Origin of the sequence: Chryseobacterium sp. Leaf201 (assembly GCF_001421435.1) — a bacterium.
Classification (GTDB): domain Bacteria; phylum Bacteroidota; class Bacteroidia; order Flavobacteriales; family Weeksellaceae; genus Chryseobacterium.
The window spans coordinates 1-13,661 of record NZ_LMKA01000127.1; the positions used below are offsets into that span (position 1 = coordinate 1).

The following is a 13,661-nucleotide window of genomic DNA, read 5'->3' on the forward strand; positions in this document are numbered from 1 at the left end:
ATATTTTTCACACTATTAAAATGGTTATCAAGTATTTATTTTTAAAAACTTTTATTATTTCTTATCAAACCTTTCTTCATCAGAAAAAGACTAAATACCGCTTTTTAATCATATCTTAGATAAGATTATAATTCGCCGATACAAAAAAAATATAGTCGGCTTGCACTTTAAAGAAATATTCAAGGGATAGATAAAATGAAATTTGGAGTATTCTTGAATACTTACTGCCAGGATATCTCGCTGATGCACTTAAATCATGCCGTCTTCTGATAATTTACTATAGTTTTTTACTAAGTGCTGCCTCTAAAACGGCTCTGTTGTTTTCACCCCATATCTCTAAACTCATTATCAAAGGTAACAGGCTATTTCCAAGAGCCGTTAGCTGATATTCAACTTTAGGAATTTTAGTTTCATAAGAACATTTAGTTATGAATCCATCTTGCACCAACTCATCCAACTGCTTAGTCATAACCCGCCTGTCTGCACCTATTTTCTTTTGCAGAGCTCCGGGCCTTATTATGCCTTCTGAAATATAATAGATTAACATTAATTTCCACTTTCCACTCAAAAGTTCTTTAAATAAATGCAGCCCGCATTCGGTTCTGACAGGAATTTTTTTTTGGTACATAAATGTGGTTACAAATTATAAAATACTACCGCACAAATTTGTGCGTAATTGACTTGGAGTAACTAATATAATAATTTTGCATCAAATTATAAATACAGAAACAATGATCAAATTTACGTTTTTAGTACAGAAACTACCAGGTATGAGCCTTGAAGAATTTATAGATTATCACAAAAATCACCATGCTCCCTTATTCTGTTCCATCCCTGAGACAGAACTTTACGTTAGAAAGTATGTAGTTAACCACCCTATAATAGCAGAAGGCTTTCCTAAGCCTTTATACGATGCTGTAGTAGAAATCTCGTTTGACTCGTTTGAGGATTTCAACACCTTCTTCAATTCGGAAAATTATTTAACAAAGGTTCATCCTGATGAACCCAAATTTTTTGATACGGCAAACTATATTGCAATGGCAAACTATGAAACAATCATTAAAGCTGGTGCATAATTAAAAACTTATTAATAACGCGCATCTGACTAATGCGTTATATGCGCGTTATTTAAACAAAGAGAGATGACGGATAATATCCAACCCAAATTACTTAACCCCTTTTAAATTAAAAACATAGAACTGCGTAACAGGATCGCCGTTCCGGCCATGTGCCAGTGAGTACACTTCCTAAACCGCCTCAAATCGCATAACAACTCCTAATGGAATGAATTTTAACGCTTGCGACAGAAAGAATTTCAGGGGTTAAATTTCCGTATTTTTTTAGTTGTTGTTATTAGAGGGTTCATTGTTTTCCGTTCTATTTTTATACCTGTTACACGGTAAAGCTATTCATAAACTTCTTGCGGGTATGGGCTAAACATAGAGCATTTCCTCTTTATCATTTTTTGAATTAAGCAATTTGAATTATAAAGTCACAGTTAACTTATTTACAAATATTTGATTACCCCAGAAAACTGATATTAAGACAATCCCAGCCCTGATCACAGCGGCATCCTTTTGCGTAACGGCGTGAAGCAAAAGATACAGCGGAGAGCAGGTTCCCGGCTCCTGAAAAAAATAATGGGTTAAAATTCTTTGTAGAATACCTGTTTTTTTTATTTTCGCAAAAAATTTAATCATGAAAAAATTAGTATTCGTGCTTCTTTGCAGCATTTTTCCTTTGGTCTCTTTTGCGCAGCAATCAGACTCCTTAAAACTGGGCAAGTCTAACCGTGAGTTTTTCATCAAAGGAGACCAGAAATATAAATTCTCTGAATACAGGAAGGTTTTCACCAACCAGGAAGCGTTGGGCTACATGAAAAAGGCAAATACCAACAGTACGGTTTCACAGATCTTCGGGGCCATCGGCGGCGGTTTTATCGGTTTCGGACTGGGCAGGGAAATCACGAAGAACAAAACGGTATATTATAATGGCGTAGCCGTAAAACAGAAACAGTCCGGAGGATGGGGACTGATGGGAATCGGTCTCGGAGCCATCGGAATCGGGATTCCTTTTGCAATAAGTGCGCAGAAAAACCTGAAAAAAGCAATCAGTACACAAAATAACACACCTGTTACCAATGAAGCAAAAGCGACTTCCTACAGGCTTGACATCAGCGGGAACAGCATAGGTCTCAGTTACAACTTTTAAAAATACAGAAAGGCAGTTTTTTAATTGCTTTTTTTATTGAATGTCATGGATTTGGAATCCAAATTCCTATTTTTGCACTTCAGACGTTAAAAAAATTATGGCAAAGCAAGAAGATGTTTTCAAGAAAGTGATTTCTCACGCCAAGGAATACGGTTTTATTTTCCCTTCCAGTGAGATCTATGACGGATTATCCGCTGTTTATGATTATGGACAAAACGGTGCCGAACTTAAAAATAATATCAAACAGTACTGGTGGAAAGCGATGGTACAGCTGAACGAGAATATTGTAGGTATTGATTCGGCCATCCTGATGCACCCGACCATCTGGAAGGCATCCGGCCACGTAGACGCTTTCAACGATCCATTGATTGACAATAAAGATTCCAAGAAACGTTTCCGCGCAGACGTTCTCGTGGAAGACTACTGCTTAAAAATTGAAGATAAGGAAAACAAAGAGATTGAAAAGGCTGCCAAAAGATTCGGTGATGCTTTTGACAAAGATCAGTTTGTGGCTACCAATCCGAGAATCCTGGAATACCGCACGAAGAGAGAAGCTATTCTTTCAAGACTGGCAAAATCCCTGGAAAACGAAGACCTTGCGGATGTAAAAGCATTGATTGAAGAACTGGAAATTGCCGACCCGGATACCGGTTCTAAAAACTGGACGGAAGTAAGGCAGTTCAACCTGATGTTCGGGACTAAACTGGGTGCTTCCGCAGATTCTGCAATGGACCTTTATTTAAGACCGGAAACGGCTCAGGGTATTTTCGTTAATTTCCTGAATATACAGAAAACATCGCGCCACAGGCTTCCGTTTGGTATTGCCCAGATCGGTAAAGCATTCAGAAACGAGATTGTTGCGAGACAGTTCATCTTCAGGATGCGTGAATTCGAACAGATGGAAATGCAGTTCTTCGTGGCTCCGGGAACAGAGCTTGAATTCTACGAACAGTGGAAGCAGAAACGTCTGAACTGGCACTTAGCGCTAGGCTTAGGAAATGACAATTACAGGTTTCACGACCATGAAAAGCTGGCACACTATGCCAACGCAGCGGCTGATATTGAGTTTAATTTCCCATTCGGATTCAAGGAGCTGGAAGGTATTCACTCAAGAACCGATTTCGACTTAAAAGCACATGAAGAATTTTCCGGAAGGAAGCTTCAGTTCTTCGATCCTGAAAGAAATGAAAACTATGTTCCTTATGTGGTGGAAACTTCGGTTGGTTTAGACCGTCTGTTCCTTGCTCTGTTCTCACACTGCCTTAGAGAAGAGGTGCTGGAAGACGGTTCGGAAAGAACGGTTCTGTCTTTGCCTCCTGCCCTGGCACCGATTAAAGCGGCTATTCTTCCGTTGATGAAAAGAGACGGCCTGGCAGAATATGCAGAAAGCATTTTCAACGACCTTAAGTACGATTTCAACTTATTCTACGAGGAAAAAGATGCCATCGGTAAGCGTTACAGAAGACAGGATGCCATCGGTACTCCATACTGTATCACCATTGACCACGATTCCCTTACCGACCATACGGTGACCATCAGGGATAGGGACACCATGGCTCAGGAAAGAGTTCCGGTTTCAGAATTAAGAAGAATTATCGACGAAAAGACCAGTTTCCGAAATTTACTTTCTAAAATATAGATTGAAAGCCCTGATTTTTCAGGGCTTTATTTTTTTTAACAGATACATCAGAATTCATTATTTTTGGATTCAAATTTTTACCATGAAAAAACTTACACTATTGATGTTCGGACTGATCCAGGTTCTTGCCTTTTCCCAGACGCAGGACCTTGCTTCTTTAGCTTCCGGGAAAAACGTAGGCATGAATGCCCTCTTTGATACTAAAGACCATCTTTACGGCTATATTTCCATCTATTCTTACGGTAAGACCGATAAGAAAACCCAGAAATTTGAATATGTCATTCTGGACAAAAACCTCAACCCCGTTGCCAATAAGGAATTTGATGCCGGACTTCTGGTTTCCGGCTATTTCGGATATGTTGATTTTAAAGGCCAGATTATCCTGCGCCCTTCTGATTTTAATTATTCACAGGTTTTTGCGAAAGATGCAGCCACGCCGGTGTCTATGGTTATCGATCCGAAAACCAATACCGTTGCCCCGAAGATTTATTATGACTATCAGGAAGGCGGTACTTTCAAAGAGATCAGCCAGCCCAAAAGCTGGAAAGAGGAAAGAAAGGAAAACAGGTCTGAGAAAAAAGAAAAAGGATACAATTACGTTTCTGCTGTCGGGGAGATTAAAGAAGGCGGCTATATTGCACTGGAATACAATGACTACGGCAAATACATCAATAAGAACAGCCTGATTAAATTTGATGAGAATAAAAAAGAAGTCTGGCGGTACCGCTACAATACAGACGGCGATAGAAAAGTGTTCTCGGACTTTACGATTGTTGATAAGGATGAAAACCGGATTTACGGAATTTTAAAGAAAGTAAATAACGACAGCAAATCTTTTTCACTGCTGGTAATCGATATAAAAACAGGGAAAGAGCTTTCCAATAAGCCGATCACAGGGCTTTCACCGGAAACACTTCAGAACATTGACCATTTTTATTCTGAAGACAAATCGTTGGACAACGACCGAACCTTTGACGATAAAATCGTGCTGATAGGAAGAAATTTCGAGTCTGAAAAACTGAAGGGGTTTGCCAGGATGATCATCAGTAAATCTGATTTTGCCGTAGACCTGAAAACGGTAAGCTATAAGCCGGATTATGTTCCTTTTATTAAAAATATTGCTTCAGACGGTGGCGTAGAAAACAATTATTTCCTTCTTACCCGCGACATGTACCTGATGAGCGACGGCAGCGCAGGAATCCTCGCCGAAAAATTCAAATATTCCGGGCAGTACAATGTACCTAAAACAACGGATCTTGTCTATATGTACACGGACAAGGATTTTAAAGTAAAAGAAGTACAGGTCTTTGAAAAAGAAAAATCCAAATGGGTCAACAGCGATTATCTTTTCTCCCAATACCTGAATGACGGAAAGGATGTGGTCTTTTTCTTCCGCGATTATCAGAAAGACCAGGTAACCAAAGAGAAAAAATGGAATCTTTTTATCAACACCGTAATCGACGGGAAATTCAAACAGGAAATTATTCCGATCTCCGAAAAAGACAATTACGTGGTAACGCCTTATGTAGCGAAAGAGGGTTATATCCTGCTCAGGGAATACAATGAAAAAGAGAAATTTAATAAAATCCGTCTGGAACGGCTTAATTATTAAGAATAACTACAGAATCCTGGCCTTAGGTCAGGATTCTGTAGTTTTATAGTAATCTGCAATATTTTTTATTTCATCAAGGCTCAGGTTCCACATAAAATTCAGGAACTGCTGGTAGCTTTCGCTTTGGTTTTTAGGGTCTACCCTGTCCAGGTACCGGTTCAGGTTATAGTTTTTTCGGGCCTCATATATTTTAGCAAAACATTTTCCAAGCCAGCCTTTGTAATATTTCTCCTCTTCCCCATCCTGCAGAAACTGAAGGCCTGCGTAGATCCCGATGCCGTAATCTTCTGAATGGTAAAAGTTCGGCAGCATTTCCATTTCCGCAGTTTTTTCAAGAACCGTATATGATGCTGTTGCTTTTTCATCTGCAGATTCAGCTTTCAGTTCGGGAAATACCTTTTTTAAATAATTGATCCTCAATACAATTTCAGGGTGCGATTTTAATGAATCTTTATTGAGTTTTTCTCTGAAATGATTGTAATTATACAGTGAAAAATCCTCTTTCTGCAGCCATTTTTCCTTAAATTCCTGTTTCGGGAGATTAAAATATTTTTTATAGGTTTCCACGTTCAGCTTTCTGGGTGAAATGGTATCAAAATCTTCCAGCCTTTTCAGGGTATTGATGAATTCCGTTTTTGTGAAATCACTGTTTTTAAAAACACTGTATCCCAAAGAATCCGCCTGCATCTCCTGCTTCCTGTTCTCGGCACCTTTCCTGTAAATCCGGTTCTTCAGTACATCAAAGGCTCTCTGATTGCGGTTTTCTCTGGTTGATTTGATATTCTGCACCACCATTCTGTCTGTCTGGTCCTGGTCAATCATACTGAGGAACGTTTTTGCGGTATGCTCAGCAACCTTATGCCCCAGTTCATGAGAAATAACGGCGGCAAGCTGGTCATCATTATTCAGCCAGTTAAAAAGACCCATATTGATCACAAAAGTGCCGTCTGCAAAGCAATAGGCGTTTGGGGTATTGTCTTTTGCAATAAGGATTTTCAGATTTTGGGGAATCTGGGGATTGTTTTTCCGTAAACGTTCAATCAGGCTCTTTACCTTGACATCAAATACAGAGTTGAAGACAAAATCTTTGTCTTTTACTTTTTTCTCAAATTCTTTAGCAAATTCCCTGTAGATTTTAGAGAGCTCATTTCCCCGTTTTCCCGGATAATCAGATCTGCTTTTTTTAATCAGGTTTTCCGTATTCGCGGAGAAATTTTTAAGGAAATCTTTCCGCTGTGCATAATCAGCCGTATCAATCGGATGGTACGCCTGTCCGAAAGCGGCAGCAAAGGAATACAGCAATAAAAAGGTTATCAGTTTTTTCATCATTTATATCAAATAATCACAAAAATAAATCATTTCATTTCATGTTTTCAAATTTATTTTAACTTTGTTAAAGATGCATTGCTATGATCCTACTTATTTATTTTCTGACCTTTATTGTTATTGTTGCCGCACTTTTTTACCTTTTGGGATACGATTATCTTTTTAACGGAATTTCCAAGACCTATTTCAAAGGAAAAACCAGCGCAAATATTGATGACGGAAAATTTTTCACCCATAATATCATTGCAACAGGATCTGCCATACCCTGGGACAAAGCTCCGGAATATAATACCACCGAATTACCGAAACATATCGTTGAAGATTTAGCCCATTCCCATACCGCATCTTTTATCGTTATTAAAAACGGGAAACTTGTTCATGAACAATACTGGAACGGCTATGATCAGTATTCACAGACCAACTCATTCTCCATGGCAAAAGCCGTTACTGTCATGCTTCTGGGAAAAGCGATTGAAGAAGGAAAGATTAAAAGCATTGATGACAGGTTTTCAGATTATTTTGAGGAATTTAATGATAAAGGGTTCGCAAAAAACTTAACATTGAAAAACCTTGCCCAGATGGAGTCCGGTCTTGACTGGAATGAAGACTATAAAAATCCCTTTTTACCGAATGCAAAAGCTTATTATGGAAGAAGCCTGATTAAAGCGACTTTTTCAAGGAAATTCAAAGGAAACCCGGGCGAAAGATTTGAATACCAGAGCGGATCTACCCAGCTTCTGGGCTTTGCGGTGAGAAAAGCAGTGGATCAGTCGCTGTCCAGTTACTTATCTGAAAAGTTCTGGGCTCCGATGGGAATGGAACATAATGCAACCTGGAGCACGGATAACAGCGGCATGGAAAAAACGTATTGCTGCATCCATTCTACTGCGAGAGATTTTGCCAGGCTCGGACAGTTATTCCTGAATAACGGAAAAGTGGGTAACCGACAACTTCTGAACCTTGATTTCATCAACCAAATGCGGACTCCGACAGAAAAATCGAAAGAAATCTACGGCATGGGATTCTGGATCAACCATGATAATCCGGTAAAGCATTATTATTTCCTAGGACTTCAGGGGCAGTATATCATTATGGTTCCTGAACATGATATGGTGATTGTAAGAACCGGCAGCTACAATAACCTTCCGAAGAATGACAGAGGGCGGCCGGACCAGGTAAAATTCCTTGTGAACGAAACGGTAAAGCTATTTCAGTAAGTATTCATTTTAAAGCTATTGCCTGTGAATATTTGCTAAATTGAAATAGAGTCGGATTTTAAACTTGAAGAGGATTATAATATAAAAGCTGTCTAAAATTAAATTGAGAATTCAGCCTATTCAAAAGTAAAAATATTATAATTATTTTAGAGCATACTAAATTCCAGACACTTAAGTTTAATTACAGTGAATTTGAATAACAGGATTTACCGGAACTTAAATAACTTAATTGTTTTTTTTAATAAGTTTAAACAGGCTTACATTTATAATAATTCTCAAACAAATCAGTTTAATTAAATCTCTGTCTCGGCAGATTGATTTCCTGTGCCTGCGGATACGGCATTCTTGAGGTCATACTGACATCCTCACGGATCCGTTTGTGGATATCATACTGCTTTTCCTGGTCATAGGCGTAGCGTGGATCGGGAATCATCTGCATTTTGGCCATCTTATGAATGGTAACGGTGGGAAAATGATAATCAATTTCCACAGTACCGAGCAGCAGGTAACATCCTCCGCCCTGAAAATCATATTCCTTCAGGCTGTCCGGGAAATGGGCAGTATCAAAATATTCTCCGTTTGCATCGATCCATGTCCCGAAATACATGGCTCCTTTTTTAGTAGGGACATGTTTCCTTGAAATCAGGTAGGCCAGCATCTTTACCTGACGCTTGTGGTAAAGCGGGAGATCTTTTACAGATACTGAGCCCCGGTAATGAGTCTGCAATAAGTCAAACGGACTGCAGGAAACCGGAAACCCGATGATCTCAATTTCATCAAAAGCATCTTCAAAAGGTGCTCTTTTCAGTTCGGGAAGCCTGTATTCATGTACCGGCTCTTCGATCAGCATAAGTCCCCGGTTCTCAGGCCTGAAGTTGACAAATATTATCCGGGCTTCAACCAGCAGCTCATTTTTGGGCTTGCCGGTAAAGCGGAATGCCCCGATAAAAATCAGGGTCTGTACAGTTTCAACACCTGTCGGGATCCGCCGGATAAAATCTTCCAGTGACCGGTACTTTCCGTTCCGCTCCCGCTCCTCAGCTATTTTATGCGCTGTTTTGGTTTCCAGTCCCTGCAGGAGCATAAATCCAAGATAGATATCCTTATCTTTCAGTGTGGTCAGAAAATCACCTTCATTTACGCAGGGCACCTGTACGTTCGCTCCGGACCTCCGGGCTTCATGGATGTATACTTCGGTACGGTAAAAGCCCCCCTGGTTATTAATCACTGAAACCATAAATTCCAGCGGATAATAGACTTTTAAATACAGGCTTTGGTAGCTTTCCACGGCATAGGATGCGGAATGTGCCTTGCAGAAGGAATACCCGGCAAAGGATTCGATCTGCCGGAACGCTTCCGTGGTAAGTGCTTCAGAGTGTCCTTGTTCCTTACATTTTACAAAAAAGTTAGCTTTAACTTCCTGAAGCTTTTTAATTGATCTTTCCTTCCCACTCATGGCCCTGCGGAGAATATCGCCATCCGCCAGGTTAAGCCCCCCGAAATACTGTGCGATCTTAATGACATCTTCCTGATAGACCATAATGCCGTAAGTTTCTTTCAGATTCTCTTCAAACACAGGATGAAAGTATTCAAACCGGTCCGGATGATTGTGCCTGAAGATATATTCCCGCATCATCCCGCTCTGCGCCACACCGGGCCTGATGATTGAGGAAGCGGCCACGAGGATGCGGTAATCTTCGCATTTCAGCCTTCTCAAAAGCCCACGCATAGCTGGAGATTCGATATAGAAGCATCCGATGGTATTCCCTGCGGCCAGGTATGCATTTGCTTTCGCTTCGTTTTTAGATAAGGCGGTATCCCTTATATCCACCGTGATGCCTCTGGTTTTTTTAATAAGCTCCACCGTATCGTTAATGGTACCGAGCCCTCGCTGGGAAAGGATATCAAATTTTTCAAGCCCGATATCTTCGGCAGTGTTCATATCAAACTGCGCGATAGGGAAGCCTTTCGGGGGCATTTCCAAAGCGGTAAAATTGGTGATCGGTTCTTCGGAAATCAGGATCCCGCAGGCATGCATGCTCCGCTGGTTCGGAAACCTTTCCATCATAGTACCATACCGATGGACATGCTTTACAACGGAGTTTTGGTCATGGGTATCCAGAGAATTATTGGCCAGCCCATCAAGCTCTTCTTTAGGAAGCCCGAACACCTTGCCCACTTCCCGGAAGATCGATTTGTATTTAAACTGTACATTGGTCCCGCAGAATGCCACATGCTCTTTTCCGTAACGGTCAAAGATATATTCCAGGATGGTATCCCGGTGCTGCCAGCTCCAGTCGATGTCGAAATCCGGCGGCGACTTCCGGTTCAGGTTCAGGAACCTCTCAAAATAAAGGTCGAGCTCCAGCGGGCAGATATCGGTAATACCCAGGCAGTAGCTTACAATGGAATTCGCTCCGCTTCCTCTTCCCACATGCATCAGTCCCATCCGGTTGCTGTAACGGATAATGTCCCAGGTAATCAGAAAATAGGAACAGAAATTCAGCTCATCGATCACTTTCAATTCCTGATCTACCCTTTCCTGTGCTTCTTTGTGCTGCCGGCCGTAGCGTCTTTCCAGTCCTAAATAGGCCAGCCTGCGCAGCATCTTTAGGTCGGAGGCTTTGGACCGCGTATAACACTGCCGGTTGCGGACTTGTTTGGGATCAAATTCAAAGCGGCATTCACTAAGCAGCTTTTTTGTGTTTTCAATAATTTCAGGATGGTACTGATAAGCGCTGATGACCTCTCCTTCCGGCCTTAAGTATTCTGACTTCCGGCAGATATCTTCTTCTGAAAGCATGGATAACAGTGTATTGTTGTCAATAGCCCTTAGGATCAGATGCAGGTTGTATTCTTTCTGGGAACTGAAAGTCACCGGCTGGAGGATGACCATCCTGGACATATGTTTTTCCAGCTCGGGCCGGATCAGGAAATTCAGCTCTTCTTCCCGGATCCCGATATATTCATTGTCCTTCAGTACCGCCGGCATATTCTCCAGCGGATAAATAACCGATACATTTTCAAAATCGGGAGCGGTTTCCGAAAGCTCCTGCCCGTCACAGTTATGAGCCGTCATCATCCGGTTCACTTCACCGATCCCGGAAAACTCCCGGGCCACAGCAATATACAGCAGCCTGTTTTCTTTTCTTACTTCCATTCCCGCAACAGGCCTGATCCCGACATTTTCACATTCTTTTTTAAAATCGTAAATGGCCGTAACGGTATTGATATCCGTAAGCACCAGTTCTTTAATGCCCAGGCTTTTGGCTTTCTGTACAAGGTTTTCTACGGAAAGGGTCCCGTAACGCAGGCTGTGGAAGGAATGGCAATTAAGATACATAATAAAAAAGTTTAGTGTTGTTTATTTTTCAAAGTCAAAACCTGAAGCCCTGCCGACAGCACCTGCTCCGAACCGGTTTTTAAGTTCATCCATGGTTTGGTACAGATTCATCTGTTCTTCAGTGTCTTCAAACAGGTTCATCTGGTGGCTCCCGTGAACCAGGTCTGTAAACCTGAGGCCGATCAGCCGGATGCGCAGCCGCCGGATATATAACCGGTTAAAAAGCTCAAGGGCAACCCGTGACAGGGTATGATCAGCAGCTGTGTAGGCCACCCGGCTCTGTTTGGTTTCGGTATCGAAATTGGCATAGCGGATCTTGACAGCCACTGTAGAGGTGAGCCATTTTTCCTGCCTCAGCTGATAGGCCAGCTTTTCTGACATCCCGCTCAGGATTCTTTTTAATTCAGGGATATCAATGGTATCGGTAGTAAAGGTCTGTTCCGTAGAAACGGATTTCCGTTCGGAATACGGGACTACAGGGTTTTCATCGATCCCGTTGGCTTTTTTCCAGAGCTCTTTACCATTTTCTCCGATCATCTGCTGAAGGACCGGGACCGGCATTTCAGAAAGGGTATGGATCGTCCGGATCCCGATTCTTGAAAGCAGCCGGAAGGTTCTGTCCCCTACCATCGGGATTTTTTTTACTGACAGAGGATTCAGGAAAGGACGGATATCCAGCTCCGGAATCTGCAGCTTTCCGTCAGGCTTAGACTCCCCGGTCCCGATCTTTGAAACCGTCTTGTTTGCGGACAAAGCAAAGCTGATGGGAAGCCCTGTCTCTTTGGTAACGGCTGCTGCAATTTCCTGCGTCCACCGGTAACAGCCGAAAAACCTGTCCATCCCCGAGAGGTCCAGGTAAAACTCATCAATACTCGCTTTTTCCATTACCGGGACTTTCTCCTGAATAATTTCAGTAACCGTATGTGATAGATTAGAGTACAGCTCATAGTCCCCTTTAATGACCTTCGCTTCCGGACAGAGCCGTAGCGCCATCCGGATGGGCATGGCTGACCGTATCCCGAATTTCCGAGCTTCATAAGAACAGGAAGCCACCACCCCGCGGTCACCTCCGCCTATAATCAGGGGGATATTGCTCAGGGCACTGTTAACTCGTCTTTCGCAGGATACGAAAAATGAATCCAGATCCATATGTACAATCGCGCGGTTCATTTTACAAAACTAGATACTATATGTATCATTTTATGTATATTTGCTGATACAAATTGTATCAATGTCAGTTTTCTCAGATAACATCAGGTTTTTAAGGGCTAAGAAAAAAGCTACCCAGCAGGAAACGGCAGACGCCGTATTGCTCAGCCGGGTGAGGTATTCCAAATATGAAGACGGAAGATCGGAACCTCCTTATGAGGTACTGATCCGGATTTCCAAGCATTACAACCTTAGCATCGACCTGCTTCTCACTGTCGATATCCGGAAATATCCGGTTGAGGATATTTTACAGCTCCCCGACAACCGGATTATCCTTCCGGTGGTCATAGACCGGGAAGGCAATAATTACATTGAGATTGTTACCCAAAAAGCTTCCATGGGCTATTTATCCGGATACAGCGATCCGGAATATATTGAGAGCCTGCAACAGATTTCCCTACCGTTCCTTACAAACGGAAAATACCGGGCATTCCCGGCACAGGGGGATTCGATGCCGCCGTTCAAAGACGGCTCATACATCATCGGTAAGTATGTGGAAAATATGGAAGATTTAAAGCCGGATAAAAGTTATGTTTTTGTTACCCTTAATGACGGTATTTCCTATAAAAGGTTTAAAGCCAGACACAAAATCTCAATAACGGTAGCAGCTGACAATTCTTTTTATAAACCGTATGATATTCCTTTGGGAGAAATTGTAGAAATCTGGCAGTATGCCTCAGGAATTTTCCCGGAAGATTTTGAGCCGGATTATTCTGGAAATTATAATCTGCAGGATATGTTTCTGGAGCTAAGAAAAGACATCAGAAATTTAGATGATAAATTTTCAAACTTAAAATAATTCAAAATATTTCATGTTTAAATAGGATGAAAATTTATTTAAGACGTTGAAATAATAAAGTTTGTTTTTAAAGTCTTTGTAACCTGATCCAGTATACCAGAGCAGTAATGCTGTTATTTATTGAATTTTTCAATTTTTTCATCGTCTATCAAAATTTACTTCCGAGTTTCTCTGGTACAACAAATTGATTGCAGCAAAATGTAATTGAATTTCCTAAAATCCATTCTACATCTAAGCTTGGCTCATACTTTTCAAAGCTTTCTCCATTCATTAATTTAAACTTATTATTTTATTAATTTCTTCTT

General features: G+C 41.3%; 10 protein-coding genes. 6 read left to right on the forward strand and 4 right to left on the reverse strand.

Annotated elements, in window-relative coordinates:
• Positions 1–277 precede the first annotated feature (277 nt).
• Positions 278–628: a winged helix-turn-helix transcriptional regulator gene (locus tag ASE55_RS18510; RefSeq protein WP_056223210.1), complete on the reverse strand. Its 351-nt coding sequence runs from the start codon at positions 626–628 to the stop codon at positions 278–280.
• A gap of 103 nt (positions 629–731) precedes the next feature.
• Here ASE55_RS18510 and ASE55_RS18515 point away from each other — a divergent pair, with 103 nt between their 5' ends.
• The 4 genes from ASE55_RS18515 (at position 732) to ASE55_RS18535 (ending at position 5,462) form a co-directional block, all read left to right on the forward strand.
• On the forward strand, positions 732–1,076 hold the full coding sequence (locus ASE55_RS18515; protein ID WP_056223212.1) for an EthD domain-containing protein: 345 nt from the start codon (positions 732–734) through the stop codon (positions 1,074–1,076).
• Positions 1,077–1,698: 622 nt separating this feature from the next.
• Complete coding sequence (locus tag ASE55_RS18525) at positions 1,699–2,211, forward strand: hypothetical protein (protein ID WP_056223216.1); 513 nt, start codon at positions 1,699–1,701, stop codon at positions 2,209–2,211.
• A 97-nt stretch (positions 2,212–2,308) separates the two neighbouring features.
• Entirely contained in the window at positions 2,309–3,850 is a 1,542-nt protein-coding gene (locus tag ASE55_RS18530) for a glycine--tRNA ligase (protein ID WP_056223218.1), read from the forward strand.
• 82 nt (positions 3,851–3,932) lie between these two features.
• Positions 3,933–5,462, forward strand: coding sequence for a hypothetical protein (locus tag ASE55_RS18535; protein WP_056223230.1), 1,530 nt, complete (start codon positions 3,933–3,935; stop codon positions 5,460–5,462).
• Between the two features lie 27 nt (positions 5,463–5,489).
• Here ASE55_RS18535 and ASE55_RS18540 read toward each other — a convergent pair whose 3' ends face one another.
• The gene (locus tag ASE55_RS18540) at positions 5,490–6,788 is read right to left on the reverse strand and encodes a M48 family metalloprotease (RefSeq protein WP_238585081.1); all 1,299 of its coding nucleotides are present in this window, start codon (positions 6,786–6,788) and stop codon (positions 5,490–5,492) included.
• Positions 6,789–6,871: 83 nt separating this feature from the next.
• Between ASE55_RS18540 and ASE55_RS18545 the strand changes: the two genes are divergently transcribed.
• The gene (locus ASE55_RS18545) at positions 6,872–8,005 is read left to right on the forward strand and encodes a serine hydrolase domain-containing protein (protein ID WP_056223222.1); all 1,134 of its coding nucleotides are present in this window, start codon (positions 6,872–6,874) and stop codon (positions 8,003–8,005) included.
• Between the two features lie 289 nt (positions 8,006–8,294).
• On the opposite strand, the gene ASE55_RS18550 is transcribed toward ASE55_RS18545, so the two are convergent.
• Positions 8,295–11,348: a DNA polymerase III subunit alpha gene (locus ASE55_RS18550; RefSeq protein WP_056223224.1), complete on the reverse strand. Its 3,054-nt coding sequence runs from the start codon at positions 11,346–11,348 to the stop codon at positions 8,295–8,297.
• Positions 11,349–11,369: 21 nt separating this feature from the next.
• Positions 11,370–12,518: a DNA polymerase IV gene (gene dinB / locus ASE55_RS18555; RefSeq protein WP_056223226.1), complete on the reverse strand. Its 1,149-nt coding sequence runs from the start codon at positions 12,516–12,518 to the stop codon at positions 11,370–11,372.
• A 61-nt stretch (positions 12,519–12,579) separates the two neighbouring features.
• Between dinB and ASE55_RS18560 the strand changes: the two genes are divergently transcribed.
• Positions 12,580–13,356: an XRE family transcriptional regulator gene (locus tag ASE55_RS18560; protein WP_056223228.1), complete on the forward strand. Its 777-nt coding sequence runs from the start codon at positions 12,580–12,582 to the stop codon at positions 13,354–13,356.
• Positions 13,357–13,661: the final 305 nt, after the last annotated feature.